This window comes from Micromonospora sp. NPDC085948, assembly GCF_040686315.1.
Lineage (GTDB): Bacteria > Actinomycetota > Actinomycetes > Mycobacteriales > Micromonosporaceae > Micromonospora.
On sequence record NZ_JBFBJW010000001.1, the window covers coordinates 554,768 to 572,680 of the forward strand.

The 17,913-nt window shown below is 72.7% G+C and carries 14 protein-coding genes; 9 read left to right on the forward strand and 5 right to left on the reverse strand.

Going from position 1 to position 17,913, the window contains the following annotated elements; all coding sequences use genetic code 11:
- The first annotated feature begins 5 nt into the window (after positions 1-5).
- The 6 genes from AB0O48_RS02655 (at position 6) to AB0O48_RS02680 (ending at position 7,670) form a co-directional block, all read left to right on the forward strand.
- On the forward strand, positions 6-911 hold the full coding sequence (locus AB0O48_RS02655; protein ID WP_357241473.1) for a M56 family metallopeptidase: 906 nt from the start codon (positions 6-8) through the stop codon (positions 909-911).
- 200 nt (positions 912-1,111) lie between these two features.
- Positions 1,112-2,365, forward strand: a complete 1,254-nt coding sequence (locus AB0O48_RS02660) for a cytochrome ubiquinol oxidase subunit I (protein WP_365062501.1) — start codon at positions 1,112-1,114, stop codon at positions 2,363-2,365.
- Positions 2,366-2,383: 18 nt separating this feature from the next.
- Positions 2,384-3,391 carry a cytochrome d ubiquinol oxidase subunit II gene (locus AB0O48_RS02665; RefSeq protein ID WP_357241467.1) on the forward strand — a complete coding sequence of 336 codons (1,008 nt, stop codon included), beginning with the start codon at positions 2,384-2,386 and terminating at the stop codon, positions 3,389-3,391.
- Positions 3,388-5,064: a thiol reductant ABC exporter subunit CydD gene (gene cydD / locus AB0O48_RS02670; RefSeq protein WP_357241464.1), complete on the forward strand. Its 1,677-nt coding sequence runs from the start codon at positions 3,388-3,390 to the stop codon at positions 5,062-5,064. Before AB0O48_RS02665 ends, cydD begins: the two co-directional genes overlap by 4 nt.
- Positions 5,061-6,926 (forward strand): thiol reductant ABC exporter subunit CydC, encoded by a 1,866-nt coding sequence (gene cydC, locus AB0O48_RS02675; protein ID WP_365062503.1) that lies wholly within the window; start codon positions 5,061-5,063, stop codon positions 6,924-6,926. Before cydD ends, cydC begins: the two co-directional genes overlap by 4 nt.
- A gap of 69 nt (positions 6,927-6,995) precedes the next feature.
- Positions 6,996-7,670, forward strand: a complete 675-nt coding sequence (locus AB0O48_RS02680) for a permease prefix domain 1-containing protein (protein WP_357241458.1) — start codon at positions 6,996-6,998, stop codon at positions 7,668-7,670.
- A gap of 118 nt (positions 7,671-7,788) precedes the next feature.
- Here the strand turns inward: AB0O48_RS02680 and AB0O48_RS02685 are convergent, their stop codons facing one another.
- A complete protein-coding gene (locus AB0O48_RS02685; protein ID WP_365062506.1) occupies positions 7,789-8,130 on the reverse strand; it encodes a helix-turn-helix transcriptional regulator in 342 nt (113 codons plus the stop codon).
- A gap of 160 nt (positions 8,131-8,290) precedes the next feature.
- On the opposite strand from AB0O48_RS02685, the gene AB0O48_RS02690 reads away from it, so the two are divergent.
- Together AB0O48_RS02690 and AB0O48_RS02695 are read left to right on the forward strand one after the other, a co-directional pair.
- Positions 8,291-9,250 carry a DNA primase gene (locus tag AB0O48_RS02690; protein WP_357241452.1) on the forward strand — a complete coding sequence of 320 codons (960 nt, stop codon included), beginning with the start codon at positions 8,291-8,293 and terminating at the stop codon, positions 9,248-9,250.
- Positions 9,251-9,289: 39 nt separating this feature from the next.
- Positions 9,290-11,767: a transposase gene (locus tag AB0O48_RS02695; protein ID WP_365063255.1), complete on the forward strand. Its 2,478-nt coding sequence runs from the start codon at positions 9,290-9,292 to the stop codon at positions 11,765-11,767.
- Positions 11,768-12,021: 254 nt separating this feature from the next.
- Here AB0O48_RS02695 and AB0O48_RS02700 read toward each other — a convergent pair whose 3' ends face one another.
- The 4 genes from AB0O48_RS02700 to AB0O48_RS02715 all read right to left on the reverse strand — a co-directional run bounded on the left by AB0O48_RS02700 (position 12,022) and on the right by AB0O48_RS02715 (position 17,111).
- The gene (locus AB0O48_RS02700) at positions 12,022-12,615 is read right to left on the reverse strand and encodes an ATP/GTP-binding protein (RefSeq protein WP_007455465.1); all 594 of its coding nucleotides are present in this window, start codon (positions 12,613-12,615) and stop codon (positions 12,022-12,024) included.
- 1 nt (position 12,616) lies between these two features.
- Positions 12,617-12,991 carry a DUF742 domain-containing protein gene (locus AB0O48_RS02705; RefSeq protein WP_124820399.1) on the reverse strand — a complete coding sequence of 125 codons (375 nt, stop codon included), beginning with the start codon at positions 12,989-12,991 and terminating at the stop codon, positions 12,617-12,619.
- Between the two features lie 98 nt (positions 12,992-13,089).
- Entirely contained in the window at positions 13,090-13,494 is a 405-nt protein-coding gene (locus AB0O48_RS02710; RefSeq protein ID WP_030329023.1) for a roadblock/LC7 domain-containing protein, read from the reverse strand.
- Positions 13,491-17,111, reverse strand: a complete 3,621-nt coding sequence (locus tag AB0O48_RS02715) for a nitrate- and nitrite sensing domain-containing protein (protein ID WP_365062509.1) — start codon at positions 17,109-17,111, stop codon at positions 13,491-13,493. Before AB0O48_RS02715 ends, AB0O48_RS02710 begins: the two co-directional genes overlap by 4 nt.
- A 503-nt stretch (positions 17,112-17,614) precedes the next feature.
- On the opposite strand from AB0O48_RS02715, the gene AB0O48_RS02720 reads away from it, so the two are divergent.
- The gene (locus AB0O48_RS02720; RefSeq protein ID WP_357241446.1) at positions 17,615-17,908 is read left to right on the forward strand and encodes a hypothetical protein; all 294 of its coding nucleotides are present in this window, start codon (positions 17,615-17,617) and stop codon (positions 17,906-17,908) included.
- Positions 17,909-17,913 lie beyond the last annotated feature (5 nt).

Here is a 17,913-nt window from a genome sequence, read left to right on the forward strand (position 1 = left end):
GCGCCATGGCCTACGCCGTGCACTTCGCCGCCACCATGCTGGCCTGCTATCTGACGGCTCAGGTGCTGGCCCGCTCCACCTGGACGTGGCGCAGCCCCCGAGTCGCGATCATCTGCTGGCAGGCCGTCGGATTGGCGCTCGGCCTCTCCGCGATGGGCCTGCCGATGGCGCTCGGGCTGAGCACGTACGACCTGCCGACCGGAAGCGCACTGCTCGCCCTCGCCAACGACCTCGGACACGGCACCCTGCCAGCCGGGATGAGCACCTTCCACCTTGCCGGCGTCGGGGTGGGCTTCGGCATCGGCGCGGTGCTGGTCACCACGACCGCGCGCAGCATCCACGGCACCGTACGCGCCCAGCGTCGGCACCGGGACCTGCTCTCCCTGGTCGCCCGGGACGATCCAGCCGCGCCCGGCGCGCTGGTGCTGGACCATCCGAGTGCCGCCGCGTACTGCCTGCCCGGCGTCAAGCCGCAGGTGGTGGTCAGCGCCGGCACGCTGAACCTGCTGGATCGGGCCGAGTTGGCCGCGGTGCTCAGCCACGAGCGCGCGCACGCCCACGAGCGGCACGACCTGGTGCTACTGCCGTTCACCGCGCTGTGCCGCGCGTTGCCGTGGTTCGCCTGGGTTCGCGACGCGCACGAGCGGGTCGCCCTCCTGGTCGAGATGCGGGCCGACGACAAGGCCCGCGAGCTGCACGCCGAGGCGCCGTTGGCGGGAGCGCTACGCCGGTTTGCCGCCGCCGGTCACCGGATCACCCCGACCGGCGCGCTGGGCCTGGGCGACCGCGATCTTGACGTACGCGTCCAGCGTCTCCTGGTCAGCGACCGGCCACCCCGGGTGCTCGGCGCCACCGCCCTCGCGGTCGCCACCACTCTGGCCGCCCTCCCGATCACTCTCTTCCTGAGCTGAAGATCGCGCTCGATCCAGGATCGAGTGGCATCCACGGCCGACGAGGCCACTACATCTTGGTTCGAGCGCGATCTTGCCGTTCGTACATCTACTACGTGATGTCGTAGACTCCATTACGACACCGCGTAGTAGTCGGACATGTAGAGAAACTACGTGTAGGGTGGCTACGACAAGGGAGCCAACAGTACGGAGAGCCGGCCATGGACACCCTGCTCCTCGCCCGCCTGCAGTTCGCCACCACCACTTCGATCCACTTCCTGTTCGTGGTCGTCACGCTCGGGCTGGTCACCCTGCTGGTCGGGATGCAGACCGCCTGGGTGCTCACCGGTAACCCGAAGTGGGAGCGGCTGACCCGTTACTGGGGCCAGCTCTACGTGATCAATTACGTGCTCGGCATCGCCACCGGCATCGTGATGGAGTTCCAGTTCGGGCTGAACTGGAGTGGCCTGTCGCGCTACGTCGGCAACGTCTTCGGCGCGCCGCTGGCCCTGGAGACGCTTGTGGCGTTCTTCCTGGAGTCCACGTTCCTCGGGATGTGGATCTTCGGCTGGCACCGGCTCCGCAAGGGTGTCCACCTCGCCCTGCTGTGGGGCGTGGCGATCACCGCGTACGCGTCGGCCTTCTGGATCATGGTGGCGAACTCCTGGTTGCAGAACCCGGTCGGCTACGAGGTCCGCGACGGGATCGCCCACCTCACCGACTTCGGCGCGCTCCTCACCAACCCCACCCTCGGCATGGCGTTCGGGCACGTGGTGTCGGCCGCGTTGCTGATCGGCGGGATGCTGATGGCGGCGGTCAGCGCGTGGCACCTGATCCGGCGTACCCCGGACTTCGCGCTCTTCCGCACGTCGCTGCGGATCGGCCTGGTCACCTCGGCGTTGGCGATCAGCCTGGTGCAGGGCTTCGGTTTCGCCCAGTTCGGTCCGGTCGGCAGCGTGCAGCCGACCAAGTTCGGCGGCAACGGGCCGGAGGCCCAGGCGCAGATCACCGAGTGGACCGCTCGGTTCGGCCCCGGCGACTACACCCCACCGGTGCTGGCCAGCGTCGGGCTGGGCTTCATGATCCTGACCGGACTCACGCTCGGCTGTCTCTGGTTGCTGCTGCCCCTGCTCTTCCGCGACTGGATCGTCCGGCTGCGCTTCCCGCTCTGGCTGATCCTGCTGGCCCTGCCGCTGCCGTTCGTCGCGGTGATCCTCGGCTGGATCTCCCGGGAGGTGGGCCGGCAGCCCTGGGTGGCGTACGGGCTGCTCCCCACCGAGCAGGCGGTCTCCCCGGTCGGCGCCCCGGTGATGCTGGCCTCGCTCGTCGGTTTCAGCCTGCTGCTGGGGGCCCTCGCCGTCACCAACTGGGTGTTGCTCGCCCGGTACGCGAAACGCGGCGCGGTCGACCCGGCGCTCGGCCGCCCGCCGCTGCCGCCCGGCGAGCCGGCCTGTCCCGAACCCGCACTCGTCTGAGGATCTGAGGAGAAGACCGTGGACCTCGCCTGGTACGCCCTGCTCGGCCTCTTCTTCGCCAGCTATCTGGTGCTCGCCGGCTACGACTACGGCGTCGGACTGCTGCTCGCGCGGGGCGGAAGCCCGGCCGGGCGGCGGGCCTCGCTCACCGCGCTCGGCCCGTTCTTCCTCGGCAACGAGGTGTGGCTGGTGGCCGCCGTCGGCATCCTGTTCGGCGCGTTTCCGGTACTGGAGGGTGAGCTGCTCGCCGGCTGCTATCCGGCCGTCGCCGGCGCTCTGGTCGGCGTCATCCTGGTCACCGCCGGGGTGCAACTGCGCAGCCGGCACGCCGACGAGCGGATCCGCGCCCGCTGGGACCGCATCGTGACGATCGGCAGCGCACTCGCCGCACTGGGCTGGGGTGTGGTGCTCGCCGCGCTGCTCCAGGGCGTACCCCGTCAGGCCGACGGGCACGTCGCCGGGGTCTCGCACCTCGCCACCCCGTTCGCGGCCGCCGCCGGGCTGGCGATGGTCGCCCTGGTCGCCGTGCACGGTGCGACCTTCCTCACCCTGCGACTGCCGGCCGCCGAGGCCGCCGTGGTCGACCGCACGGCCCGCCGGCTGGTGCCGGTGGCGCTCACCGCGGTCGCGCTGGCCACCGTCGTGGGCCTGCTCTCCGCCCGGGTACGCGACGCGGTCCAGCGGCCGACGCTGGCCGTACTCCTGCCGGTGCTCCTCGTGGCGGCGCTGCTGGCGGCCCGCGCGGCGCTGGCGCGGCGGCGGCCGGGGTGGGCTCTGGTCGCCACCGGCGCGGCCCTGGCGCTGCCGGTGGTGCTGGTAGGCGCGGCCCTCTGGCCCTACGTGCTGGTGTCCACAACCGACCCCGGGGCCTCGCTGACGGTGGCCGACGCGGCCGCCAGCGCACCGACACTGCGGCTGCTGGGCTGGGTGGCGCTGCCGCTACTTCCGGCTCTACTAGGCTTCCAGGCGATGTGCTGGTGGGTATTCCGAGGACGGACCGACGGTAGGGCACCGGTGTACTGGTGAGCCGCCGTCCGTTCGACCCGCGTCTGCTGCGCCGGGTCCCCGCGGCCCGGCGCGATCTTGCCGTGCTCGCGGTGCTGGGTGTGGTCGCCGCCGGGTTGATCGTGGCGCAGGCCACCGCGCTCGCGTCGGTGCTGGCCACCGCCATCGACGGTCGGCTGGATCGGCAGGCGTTGGCCGGCTTCGTGATCGCGGTCGCGGCCCGCTCGGCGCTGGTCTGGGCGCAGGGCACGGTCTCGGCGCGGGTCGCCGCCACGGTCAAGGCCGCGCTGCGGGCCGACCTGCTCGGCGCGGTGGGCCGGCACGGCCCCGGCTGGGTGGCCGGGCAGCGGGCCGGTGAGATCGCCACCCTGGCCGGGCGCGGGTTGGACGCGCTGGACGCCTACTTCACCGGGTACCTGCCGCAGCTGGTGCTCAGTGTGACGGTGCCGCTGGCGGTGCTGGCCCGGGTCGTCTTCGCCGACTGGAGCTCGGCGGTGATCATCGCGCTGACCCTGCCGCTGATCCCGGTCTTCGGCGCACTGCTCGGCTGGCAGGCGCAGGCCGCCACCGAACGGCAGTGGCGGCGGCTGTCCCTGCTCGGTGGCCACTTCCTGGACATGGTCGCCGGGCTGCCCACGTTGCGCGCGTTCGGGCGCGCCCGGGCACAGACCGACATCGTGCGCCGGATGGCCGACGGGCACCGCGTCGCCACCATGAAGACGCTGCGGATCGCGTTCCTCTCCGCGCTGGTGCTGGAGCTGGTCGCCACCCTCTCGGTGGCACTTGTCGCGGTGCCGGTCGGCATCCGGTTGCTCGGCGGCGGGTTGGCCCTGCAGACCGCGCTGCTGGTGCTGCTGCTCACCCCGGAGGCGTACCTGCCGCTGCGGTCCGCCGGCAGCCGCTTCCACGCCAGCATGGAGGGGCTCGCCGCGCTGGACGAGGCGCTGACCATCTCGGCCGCGCCCGCCGCACCCCGCGCCGCCGAGGGCGCCACCACTCCCGACGCCCGGCGTGAGATCCGGTTCGAGGGCGTGACCGTGGCGTACGAGCGGACCACCGCGCTGCGGGACGTGACCCTGACCATCCGGCCCGGCGAACGGATCGCCATCATCGGACCCAGCGGCGCCGGCAAGAGCACCCTGCTCGGTCTGCTGCTCGGCTTCGTGACCCCGACCAGCGGTCGGGTCACCGTGGACGGGGTCGACCTCGCCACCGCCGACCCGGACGCCTGGCGTCGGCAGCTCGCCTGGGTACCGCAGCGGGCACATCTCTTCGCCGCCTCGCTGGCCGACAACATCCGGCTCGGCGCACCGGACACCCCACCCGACGTCCTGGCCGCGGCGGTGCGCGACGCCGCCCTGGACGACGTGGTGACCGGCCTACCGGACGGCCTGGACACCCTGCTCGGCGAACGCGGCCACGGGCTGTCCAGCGGGCAGCGGCAGCGGGTCGCGCTGGCGCGGGCCTTCCTGCGCGCCGCACCTGTGGTGCTGCTCGACGAACCCACCGCCCGGCTGGACACCGCCGCCGAGGCGGTGGTGCTCGACGCCACCCGCCGTCTGGTCGCCGGGCGGACCGCGCTGTTGGTCGCACACCGACCGGCGCTGCTCGCCGACGCCGACCGGATCCTGCGCGTCGAGGACGGCCAGGTCACCGAGTTGACACCCGAGCCGACCGGAAAGGTGTCCCGATGAGCGCGGCACCCGGGCCGGACCCGGCAGACACGACGCCGGCCGTCGACCCGACGCCGCTCGTGCCGGGCACCGCCGACACCGTGCCGCTCGTGCCGGGCACCGCCGACACCGCGCCGCGCGGGCGGGTCGCCGCCGAGCGGGCCGTGTTGCGGTTGGCCCGGCCGTACCTGGGCCGCCTCGTCGGCGCCGGGCTGCTCGCGGCGGCCACCGAGTTCGCCGGGCTGGCCCTGATGGCCACGGCCACCTGGCTGTTGATGAGCGCTGCCGGTCAACCCCCGCTGGACCGGCTCACCGTGGCGATCGTCGCGGTCCGGGCGCTGGCGATCAGTCGGGGCGTGCTGCGTTACACCGAGCGGCTCGCCGGGCACGACGCGGTACTCCGCATGATCACCGACGTCCGGGCCCAGGTCTTCGCCACCCTCGCGGCCCGCCGCAGCGCCGTACACCGCTCGGGAGACGTGCTGAGCCGGCTCGTCTCCGACGTCGAGGCAGTCCAGGACCTGCTGCTGCGGGTGTTGGTCCCGGGCTCGGCGGCGGCCCTGGTCGGTGTGGTGGCGGTCGCCGGGGCCGCGTTGATCTCGCCCCCGGCCGCCGGAGCGCTCGCCGTCGGCCTGCTGATCGCCGGCGTGGCGCTGCCCGCACTGGCCACCGCGGTCACCCGCCGCAGCGCTGCCGAGGTCGCCCCGCTGCGCGGCGCACTGGCCACCGACGCGATCGACCTCACCCACGGCGCTGCCGACCTGGCCGCGTTCGGGGCCACCGACGGTGCGCTGCACGCCGCCGAGGAGCGCGCCGGTCGGCTGGCCCGACTGGAACGACGGCTGGCCGCCACCGGGTTCGCCGTGGACGCGGCCGGGGTGCTGACCGCCGGGTTGACCGCCGCGGCGGTGGTGCTGGCCGCGCTGGCCGCCGACGTGCCCGGGGTGCTGGTGGGCGTCCTCGCCGTCGGCGCGCTGGCAGCCGTCGAGGTGACCCTGGCGCTGGTCGCGGCGGCCCGGCAGTGGACACAACTGCGGCCCGGCCTGGCCCGGGTGGCCACTCTGCTCGACGCCGGCCCGCCGAGTCGACCGGCCACCGACGGCAGCACCGACCTGGCCGGCCCATCCGAGCTGCGCTTCGATGACGTGACCGTGCGGTACCGGGCCGGCGCTGCACCCGCCCTGGACGGCGTCAGCCTGGACCTGCCGGCCGGGCGGAGGATCGCGGTGGTCGGCCCGAGTGGCGCCGGCAAGAGCACCCTGGCCGCCGTACTGACCGGCACCGTCCGGCCGGTGTCCGGCCGGGTCACGCTGAACGGTCAAGATCTGTCGGCGTACGCCGAGGAGGCCCTGCCCCGCGCGGTCGGCGGGCTGCTCGCCGAGGCGTACGTCTTCCATGCCACGGTGCGGGAGAACCTGCTGCTCGGACGGGCCGGGGCCGGCGAGGAGGAGTTGACCGCGGCCACCGCGGCGGCCGGCCTGCTCGAGTGGGTACGCGCCCAGCCGGCAGGTTGGGACACGCTCGTCGGCGAGGAGGGCGGGCAGCTCTCCGGCGGCCAGCGGCAGCGGCTGGCGCTGGCTCGGGCGCTGCTCGCGGCGCCGCCGGTGCTGGTACTCGACGAACCCACCGAGGGGCTGGACCCGTCCGCCGCGGACACGGTGCTCGCGTCCGCACTCACCGCCACCCCCGCCGGGCACTCGGTGCTGCTGATCACCCACCGGCTCAGCGGGCTCGCCGAGCTGGACGAGATCGTCGTCCTCGACAGCGGTCGGGTGATCCAGCGCGGTCGGCACGCCGAGCTGGTCGTCACCGACGGCTGGTACCGGGACCAGTGGCTGCTCCAGGCGGCGGCCGAACGGGGTTATCTGGCGCTCACGCCCTGACCGGGGTTCGGGGACGGACCAGGGTTCTCCCCGACGTCGGGGCTCCGGAGTCCGTGGCAGGGTGGTGGCATGCCGCGCTGTGAGGATGTGTCTGTCGACGAGCACCTGCGGGATCTGGCCGCCCGGTTGCAGGGGCCGGCGCGACTCAAGTCCGACCTGCTGACCGAGGCCCGGCACGGGCTGTTGGACGCCGTCGAGGCGTACGAGGAGAGCGGTGTGCCGCCCACGGAGGCGCAGCGCCGCGCGGTGGTCGAGTTCGGCTCACCGGCGCAGCTGCTCCCCTCCTGGCAGGCCGAGCTGGCGGTGGGCGCGCTGCGGGGCCTCTCGCTGCGGATGCTGGCCGTTGCCGGGGTGGGGGTGGCCGCCGGCGATCTGACCTGGCGTGGGGCGAGCTGGAGCGACGGCCCTCGCCCGCCAGCCGGTTACCTGCTGCTCTCCAACTCGGTCGACTGGATCTGGATGAGCACGCTGCTGCTCTCGGTGGCCGGTCTGCTGGTGGTCGCGGCGAGCGCCCGCTCGACACGGCCGGGCCTGCTCGTGGCGCAACGCGCGGTGGGCGCCGGCCTGACCGGCCTGCTGGCGCTCGCCATGGTGGCCGGCTGCGCCCTCTTCACCTGGTCCCTCAGCCTCTGGGATGCGGCACTGAGCTGGCCACCCATGATCATCGGCGCGGTGTTGGTGGGCGCTGCGTACTTCTCGCTGACCCGCGCGACGCGCGGCTGGCTGCTGGCCGTCGCCCGCTGACCCGCGCCGCCTGCCCTACCCCGCACGCTGGCCATGCCCGCCCGGCCGGCGCCGGCCGGACCGTTCTCGCCCGCGTCGGGCACGGCCCGGCCGGTCGACGCCAACTCGACGGACCGGGTCAGGCCGGGGTGACGGGTGGGCCGCCGGGATCGAGGAACCGGCCGACGGTCAGTTGGAACTCGTGCCAACCGGCGCGCTCTCCGGCCAGCGTGCGGCGGCCGGAGTCGGTGAGCTGGTACGTCCGCCGTTCCCGACCGTTGACCGTGCTCCAGGTGCTCGCCACGTGCCCCGCGCGTTCCAGGCGACGCAGCGCGGGATAGATCGTGCCGGTGGGCAGATCCAGGCTGCCATCACTGCGCTCACGCAGCGCCTCGATGATGGCGTAGCCGTGCTGCTCGCCCTGCTCCAGCACGGCGAGCAGCAGAGCGTCGAGATGGCCGTGCAACGACTGGGCCTTCATGCGTAGCTACGCTACTTGTCGATCGGCCCGTTCGCCAGCGCCAGCCGCCAGCAGGTCGAACCCGTGCGCCAGCCGGCCACCGGGGTGCGGGCATCGGTCACCCAGGGCCGCCGACTAGGGTATGTGCCCAGAGTCACTCGTCGGACAGAGACCCCGGCGGGTGGGCAACCCGAAGCACACGGAGGTCAGCGTGGCCCGCCAGTCGCCCCAACGGCCCGACGCCGACGAGCCCGAGCTCGACGACACCACCAGCGCGGCCGAGCCAGATGAGGCCGAGGAGACCGACCGCCCGTCGGCTTCGGTCGACCGGTCGCTCTGGGACGAGCTGCGCATCGATCCGGTGGAGATCGCCCTGCCCGCCGGCACCGGCTTCACGCTGCGGGCGTACCGGCCGGCCAGCTCGCTGACCCCGACCGACGTGACCGAACGCGACCAGGACGACCCGTTCCTGGCCCGCCGTCAGGTCGTCGAGGAGGAGGACGACGAGACCGTCGTCATCCTCGACGAGGACCTGGCCGACGAGTTCGCCGACAGCGACGAGGACGAGTCGACGCGCCGCCGCGACGCCACCACGGCCACGGCCGAGGACGAGGCGGAAGAGGCCGACGCGGACGAGGCCGACGACGAGGACGACGAGGAGGTGCCGGTCTTCCTCAGCAACCGGGGCAAGCTGCTGCTGTTCAAGACCCCCGAGTCGTTGGTCAGTTTCATCCGGTCCGGCGCTCCCAATGATCTGTCCCAACTGGACAGCTGGAATGAATTGGCCGAACGGGTGGAGCCGGCCGATATCGCTCCGCTCGACGAGGACACCTACGAACTCGACCTGGTCGTGGAGAACCTGCGCGGCGGTCACGACACCTGGGATTCGACCCTGCTGATCGAGGCCGGCGAGGTCGCACGTGACATCTCGTACGCATTGCGGCTGCCTGCGGTCCTGGACATGCTCTCCGCCGGTTCCAGCCTCGACGACCTGGACGAGGCGCTGCGGGCCACGGCCAACGGTGGGATCGGCGCCTTCATGGGTCGGCGGCGGCTGAAGAAGATCGGCGCGCAGACCGCGAGTTTGGGTTGGCGCACCATTGTCGGCAAGATCTCTGCGGTGGTGGACTGGCGCGACTGACCCGTACCGGGGAGCATCAGTTGCTGGCAGAGGAAAGACCTGTCCCGGGAGGAGGACGACGCCGTGGCGCTCGTGCGCGTTTACTGCGGTCTGGCCTCGGCGGATCCGGCTGACCGACCGGCCTCCGCCGGTTCGACGCTGACGTCCGCTGTGGTCGACGACGCAGGCCGTCTGCTGCATGTCTGCGAGATCAGCGACGACGCCGCTGGCTACGCCCAGCTCGTCGCGCTGCTCGTGGAGCGGTCAGGCGGGCCGAGCGGTGCGGCCATCGCCGCCGACAGCGACGACCACACGGTCACCTCGCTGCTGAGCGCGGCGGGTCGACCTTTGGCCATTGCCGACGACGACTCGGTGGACGACTTCGCCGAGCGGTTCGCCGACGACGACTCGTTGGAGGAGATGCAGTCGCCTCCGGCCGAACGACGGGCCGTCGGCCTGGCCCGCGCGTTGCAGGCGGGCGCGCTCTCCGCGGTCACCCTGCCGGCACCCCGGGACCTCGCCGGCTACAAGCAGGTGCTCGCCGCGCACGCCGCCCTGGCCAGCGGTCGACACTCCGCCGCCGTGGCGCTGCGTGAGGTGCTGCGTGAGCTCTACCCGGCGGCCCTGCGGGCGTACCCGGATCCGGCGGAGCCGGTCTCGCTGGCGGTGCTGGACGCGCTGCCCGAGCCGGGCATGCTCGGCGGCACCGTCGCCCGTGGCCGGGAGGTGTCGGTGGCGGCGGATGCGATCGCCGCGCACCTCGCCGCCGACGGGGTCGCCGACGCTGAGGAGATCAACGAGGCGGTCACCGCACTGCGGGTCGCCATCTCCGAGACGCCGCGCCGCGCCGCGGTCAACCGGGCGCTCACGTCCGCGGTGGCCGAGACGGTCCGCCAGGCCGTCGCCGCCGTGCGGGCCTGTGACGCGGGCTGTGAGGCGCTGGTGAGCGCGCTCGGCTCCCGGGTCAGCACGCCCGCCCAGGCGCCTGGTCGCCGTGCCGCTGCCCGTCGCGGCGAGTCGGTCGGCGAGTTGACCGGCCTGGCCGGCAACAACGCGGGGCTTACCGGCCTGGCCGGCACCGGCGCCGGTCTGCGGTCGGTCCGACCCACCCCGCCCGCGGTCGAGCCCGCGCCCGCCGTCGGACGGCGCAGCCGACCCGAGCCGATTCCCGGTAACGCACCGCTGGCGTCCCCCCGTCCACTCGGGCCGCCGCCGGTCGCCCCACCGCCGGTCACGCCTCCGCCGGTGGCACCCGCACCGGTGGCACCGGCAGCGATGGCCGGTCCGCCGACGCCCACGCTGCCCGGGCGCACCGAGCAGAGTTCCAACCGGATCGACGGTCCGACCAACCGACCGGTCTCGTCTCCGCCTCCCCCGCCGCCCGGGATCACTCCGATCGCACCCGCGCAGCGGGGCCTGGTGCCCCCGGCAGAGGCCGGTGAGCCGTTCCGGCCGACGCTGACCACCGCCGCGATCAACCACGCGCGCGCGGAACGGCAGCGTACGGTCATCCCACCCCGTCCGAAGACCAACGGCGAGCCCCGGCCGAGCCACCTGCAGCGCCCCGTCGACGAGCCGCCGACAGGCGGGTTCAGCGCCACCGATCTCAGCATTCCGGTGCCGACCCCCCGGCCTGGTCAGGAGTCGGCGCCGCCCGGCTCCCGCGCCAACTGGCCGCTCGTCAACAACCCGGAGGACCCGGCCGACAGTCCGCCGAAGAACCCGGCGGCCTACTCCTACGGCGGCGGCCGCGGCATCGACGCTGCCACCGACCCGGGTCGCGCCGACGGTCGGGTCACCCCGCCCTGGTTGGCGGACGACCTGCCCCAGGAGCCCCCCATGCTGCGGCTGGTGGAGCCACCGCCGCTCGCTGACCGGGCGCTGCGCGAGGGGCTCAACCCGCCCGCGGACCCGCACCTGGAGACGCCTCCACTGCGGTTGGTCGACCGGGAGCAGGCTGCCCGCAACAGCCGGGCAGCCGCACGGGCTGCCGAACACCGGCCACCGCCCCCGGTGGAGCACCGGCCTCCACCGCTGGAGCACCGGCCACCCCCGCTGGAGCACCGTCCGCCGCCGGTCGAGCACCGGCCCCCACCGGTCGCCGACGAGGGCGACGGCGACCTGCTGATCTTCGCGCAGGCCAAGTCGGCCTGGTTCGTGGGGCAGGCCGAGGAGACCGACCTGGACTGGTCGACAATGGCCGACACCGGGTGGCAGGCCGCCGAGCAGGCAGCTCGCCCCGCGGTGGGTGCCGAGACCAATGCCGGGCTGCCCAAGCGCGTGCCACAGGCCAACCTGGTCCCTGGTTCCCCGCTGCGCGAGGAGCGCCCATTGCGGATAGTGCGTGATGCGGCAAGCCTCGCGGAGAACACCACGGGCTACTTCCGCGGTTGGCGTCGAGGGCAGGAGATCGGCGGTTTCGCGGTAGGCGGTCGGCCGGGCCGCGAGGCAGCCGGCGGCTGGGACTTCAGCCGCGACCACGGCGACCGTGACGACGACCGGGAGTACGAGTACCGCTCCGCCGGCTACCAGTCCTGACCGTCAGCACTTTCCACCACACGAATCGCGCCCCCAGTCGGTCGACTGGGGGCGCGGTCGCGTCAGCGTGACGGGCCGGTGGACACGAAGACGCCGCCCCTCGAAGACCGCGGCAGAGACACGCCCCGAAGCGAGGCGGACATCTTCCAGATCTCAGGAGGGCGGCGTGTGGCGCCCGCCGGCACGAGCAGCACGACGGGCAGGGCGAAACGCCCGGTGGCGGCCGGAGCCACCACCGGGCCTGCGGTGCCCGATCAGGCCGGGGCCACCGCGCGCGTACGGCGCATGGTGAGCACGTACTCGACGAGCGAGATGAGCACGTGCTTCGTCGACTCCCGGTTACGGGCGTCGCACGCCACCACCGGCACGTCGCTCGAGATCGCCAAGGCGTCCCGAACGTCCTGCGGGTCGTGGTACTGCATCCCGTCGAAGCAGTTGATCGCCACCAGGTACGGGAGGCGTCGGTGCTCGAAGAAGTCGATCGCCGCGAAGCAGTCGGCCAGCCGGCGAGTGTCCACCAGCACGACCGCACCGATGGCACCCCGGACCAGTTCGTCCCACATGAACCAGAACCGGGTCTGACCCGGCGTACCGAACAGGTACAGAATCAGGTCACGGTCGATCGAGATCCGGCCGAAGTCCATAGCCACCGTGGTCGTCGTCTTGCCCGGCACCTGCCGGGTGTCGTCGACGCCCACGCCGGCGGAGGTCATGATGGCCTCGGTGGTCAGCGGCGTGATCTCCGAGACCGAGCCGACCAGCGTCGTCTTGCCGACGCCGAATCCACCGGCGATAACGATCTTCGCCGACGTCACGCGCCCACTCGGGTTCGGTGGGCGGTGCGACATGTCAGAGCCTGCGAAGTCCACTCAGCACCCTCTCCAGCAGTTCAGTGCCCACCGCGTCGTCGGAGTCGTCCAAAATGGTCGGCTCGTGGACCGCGACCAGGCCGTCCGTCGCCATGTCGGCGATGAGCACCCGGGCCACACCGAGCGGGAGCTGCATCCGCGCCGCGATCTCCGCGAGCGATTGCACACGACCGTCACACAGCGCGGCGATGTACTGGTGTTCGCGACCACCACCGTTGCCATTGGCAGCGGTGCGGCCGCGCACCGTCGTCTCGACGAGCGCCTCCAGCGCGATGTCGAGCCGGGGACGGGTACGACCACGGGTCACGGCGTATGGACGGACCAACGCTCCGGTTGGTTCGTCACGATCGGCCATCTCGCCGCTCACCTCCTTCGTACCCGATTCCGGCTCCCACCGGTGAAACCCGTCGTTGTCGTCGTTGCAGTCGTGCCGACCTCACGATCGGCGAGGCGTCAGCCCAGCATGCCCGCAGCCGCACGCGGCTGCGGGGTCAGCGCGTCGCCCACCCGGTCGACGAGCAGCGCCATCTCGTAGCCGACCTGGCCCACGTCGGAGCTGCGGGCGGCCAGCACGGCGAAGGACGATCCGTCCGAGATGGACATCAGGAACAGGAAGCCATTGTCCATCTCCACGACGGTCTGCAACACCGCCCCTCCCTCGAAGCAGCGGGCTGCACCCTGGGTCAGGCTGACCAGACCCGATGAGATCGCGGCAAGCTGATCCGCCCGGTCGCGCGGCAGATCCCGTGACGACGCGAGGAGTAGGCCGTCCGCCGAGACGGCGACCGCATGCGCGACGCCGGGCACCCGGTCGGCGAAGTTGGCCAGTAGCCAACCAAGATCCTGCGTAGTTGTCATCCTTCTTGCTCCTTCTGCCCGCTCCCGGCCACCGGGCCTGAGCCAGACTGCGAGGATTGCCCTCCCGGAGTCGCCTCCGGGCTGGTCGGGTTGTCCGAGGTGCTACGCCCTCGCTGCACGCCCCGGTGGTAGGCGGAGAGCAGTCCACGGACCGCCTCCGGGGAACGGCGCTGGACCGAGGTGGCGGGCTTCTCCACCGCACCCGGCACGAGCTGCGCCATCGGCTTGCGCTTCGGCAGGCCGGTAGTGGTGGTCTCGCTCACCGGCACCGCGCCGGCCGCTGCCGAGGCGGCACGCCAGCCATCGTCAGCTGCGGTCTGCCAGCCGTTGCTCTGCGGTTGGGGCCGGCGGTTCGGCAGGCTCTCGGCGAGGCTGGGGCGGGTGCCCTCGCTCGCTGTCGAGCCGTTGTCCCGCGGCGCTCCTCCGGCCATCGGAGTGTCTGCCATCGGTGTGTTACCTGTCGTCCCGGGTGGTGTCTTGTGGACTGTCCGACCGGTGGCCTCGACCGTGGCGAACTGCTGGGTCGCGGTGTCGCCGTTCGTGCTGGGCTGGGCACCAGTCGCGGACTCCTCCGAGCCCGGACGACGGGTACGGAACCAGGCCGACTCCAGCTCCCGGAAGATCGGCAGCTCCATCGTCTCGTCCGCGTACCGCTGCCGGTTCTGCGCCTGCGGTTGCTGCGGCGCCGGCCGGGTCTGCGGTGCCGGTGCCGGAGCGGGCGCCGGTACCGGCGGCTGGGCTGCGGCGGCCGGCTGCTCGCCGGGTCGCGGCACTCGCGGCAGCTCCGTCGTCATGTCCAGAGCGGCGGCGAACCGCTCGGGCACCGGCGGGGTCACCGCGTCCCGGTCGCCGCCCGGAACCGGCGGCCAGGCCGGCGGTGCGGGGGCGTTGGGCGCCTGCGCCGGTGGCGCGGATCGGGGTGCGAACCCGCTGAACGACTGGCTGGAGGCGGGTGGCACCGAGAACGGCTGACCCGGGTACGGCTGACCGGAGGCCGGCGACGCCGACACCGGTGACGCCGACACCGGCGGACCGCCGTACGGCTGACCGGAGGCCGGGGCGGCGGACACCGGCGGACCGCCGTACGGCGGGCCCGAGTACGGCTGCCCGGAGTACGGCTGGCCCGAGGCCGGCGAGGCGGAGACCGGCGCGCCGGGGTAGGGCTGGGCCGAGACCGGCGGCGCCGAGTACGGGTGCGTCTCGGGGCTACTCGGCAACTGCCGAGGAATTGACGGCTGCTGGCCGGTGGACGGGGTGTCGTCCCCGGAGCGGCGCTGCGGCAGTGGATCGATCGGCTGGCCGTTGGCCGGCCGCGGGGTGAAGCCGTCGCCGGCCGGCCGCGGGGTGAACCCGTCGCCGCCGTTGACACCGTTCGTCCCGGCCGCACCGGTCAGATCCGACCAGGCCGGCATCGAACCGTACGCACCGGTGTTCGCGGGGACGCCGGCACCGTTTCGCGACGCGGGCTCGAACGGTCGACCGCCGAGGGTGACCTGGTTGCCGGACTCGCTGGAGCGCGGGTGGTTGCCCAGTGCGGGCAGCGCGCCGAAGACCGGCGCCGGCCCACCGTGCTGGGGGCCGCCAGCCGCAGGCAGAGCCGGCGGCTGCTGCACCCGGCCGGAGAGCGCCCGGGGCACCAGCACCGAGGTGGGCAGGGTCACGTCGGCGACCGTGCCGCGGTCGGAGCCGGGGCGCAGTTCGACCCGGACACCGTGCCGGGACGCCAGCCGGGCGACCACGACGAGGCCCATCATCCGGGACACCGCCACGTCCACCTGCGGCGGCGTCGCGAGCCGCTCGTTGAGGTCCTGCAACTGCTCGGCGCTGATGCCGATGCCGCGGTCCTCGACGTAGAGGGAGGAACGGTCGCCGACCCGGCGGGCCTCGACCATCACCTGCGAGTCGGGCGGCGAGAACGCGGTGGCGTTGTCGAACAGCTCGGCGACGAGGTGCACCAGGTCGTTGACCGCGTGCGCGGCGACCTCGATGTCGCGGTCGATGACACCGAACTCGATGCGGGTGTAGTGCTCGACCTCGGACTGCGCGGCGCGCAGCACGTCGATGAGCGCGGCCGGCTCCCGCTGGACGCGGGTGGAGTCGGCGCCGGCGAGCACCAGCAGGTTTTCGTCGTTGCGGCGCATCCGGGTGGCGAGGTGGTCGAGCTGGAACAGCTCGGCCAGCCGGTCCGGGTCCTCCTCGCCGCGCTCCAGCCGGTCGAGGTGCCCGATGAGGCGGTCGACGAGGATCTGTGAACGGCGGGCCAGGTTGACGAACATGGTCGCGACGGAGGCGCGCAGCGCGGCCTGCTCGGCGGCCGTCCGGACGGCTTCCAGGTGGACCGCGTTGAACGCCTCGGTCACCTGGCCGAACTCGTCCTTGCTGCGGACCGGCAGCGGCTCGGCGATCTGGTTGGCCAACTGCACCGGGGAGAGTTGGCCGACGACCTGCGGGTCGCGCAGTCGGGCCACTGCCTGGGGCAGGCCGTACTGGGCGACGGACAGGGCACCCTGCCGCAGCTCACGCAGCGAACGGGCCATCGAGCGGGCGACCAGGTACGCGAAGAGGATGGCCAGCAGCAGCATGCTGAGCAGCAGGCCGGTCTCCACGAACACCTGGCGCTGGACGTCGGAGCGGAGGGTGTCGGCCCCGGTGACCACTTCGCCGTCGAGCTTGCTCTCGACGGTGCGGATCAGCTTGGCGTTGGCCGTCATGGCGGCCTCCCACTGGTCCGGTCCGAACGGCGCACCGCGCATGTCGCCGGTGGTGTTGCCGTCGATCCAGCCCGTGTAGTTCTGGGCCTCCCGACGGTCACCGCCCGCGACCGTCTGGTCGTGGAACTTCGCGTCCTCCGGGGTGGCGACGGCCTTGAAGCTCTGCAGCGCCTGCTGCTGGCCGGTGCCGCTGGCGATGTAGTCGGTGCGCAGCGCGGGGGTCAGGCGCTGACCACCCTTGACGCCCAGCGCGCGGTGCACCACGACCCGGCGTGCGGCGAGGAACTCCTTCTCCCGGGCGACCGCCGCGGCGGCGCGCATCCGGTCGCTCAGGTCGTTGTCGCCGGCGAGTTGCGTGGCCGAGTCCCGGATGGCGAGCAGGTCACTGATCAGACCCTCGTACGCCTGGACGGTCTCGGTGAGCGCGAGTTTGCCGTTGAACACCTGACTGCGGACGCCGGACAGGTCCTGGAGGTTCTGGTCGATGCCGTCGAGCAGCGTCTCGAGGCTGCCCGGCAGGTCCTCGACCTCGGCGCGTTGCTCCCGGTAGGGGCCAGCCTCCTGGTCCACCCGGGAGTTCACCCGGTTGTAGGCCTCCTGGTACTGCGCCGTCGGCTGCGTTCCGTCGGCAGCCAGCAGCAGCACGGCGGCGGTCCGCTCATCCTGCAAAGCGTCGACCAGGTCACCTGAATAACTCGACAGGTTGGCCAGGTCGCCAGCTCGGTTGGCATTGTTGAGCGTCTCCACGTGGTCGACAAGACCACTGGTGCCCACCACGACCGTGGCGATGGTCGGCACGATCATGATGAGACCGAGCTTGGACCAGATCGGCATGTCCCGGAGCCGGCTGGCCGGCCGGCGCAGCCGCGACAGGAAGGAGCCCGCCGTCTTTGGCCGTTTGCTCACGTCACCGCCCTCGCGATTACAGCTTGAACGCGTTGCCTCCGGGCAACGCCCAGCGACCGACCCGGCGGGTCGGACCCCCGAGATTCCATCACGCCCGTCGACAAGAAGAAAGCCCAGGTTGTCACCTACCGAAGGTGTGATGAGATGTTGATGCGATTTGATAGCAGTCCGTCTGGCCGGAGTAACTGAAGGTAATGAAACATCCGCACCGCGTTGTCCTGCTCGCCGGCCCTTCGGGGTCCGGGAAGTCGTACATAGCGCAGCAAACCGGCTTACCGGTGCTCTGCTTGGACGACTTCTACAAAGACGGCGATGACCCTACGTTGCCACGACGAAACGACCAGGTGGATTGGGAATCACCACAGTCCTGGGATGCCCCCAGTGCGGTGGAAATCATTGCTCGACTAGCTCGCGACGGTCGAGCCGATGTGCCGGTTTATGCGATCGGCGCAGATCGACGGGTGGCCACCCGGTCATTTGATCTCGCCGGATCGCCACTTTTCGTGGCCGAAGGGATCTTCGCGGCGGAGATTGTCGAGGAGTGCCGACGCCGAGGGCTGCTCGCCGGGGCGTACGCGCTGCGCCGGCCGCGCGGTGCGACCTTCCTGCGCCGGCTGGCCCGCGACCTGTCCGAGCAGCGAAAGGCGCCTGGGGTGCTGGTCCGACGCGGCGTGGCGCTGCTGCGGGCCGAGCCCGCGGTGCTGCGTCGGCAGACCGGGTTGGGTGCGGAGGCGGCCCGTGCCCGGGAGGTGCTGCGTCGGGTGGCCGGCCTGCTCGCTGGCCACCCGCACGGCTGAGCGGG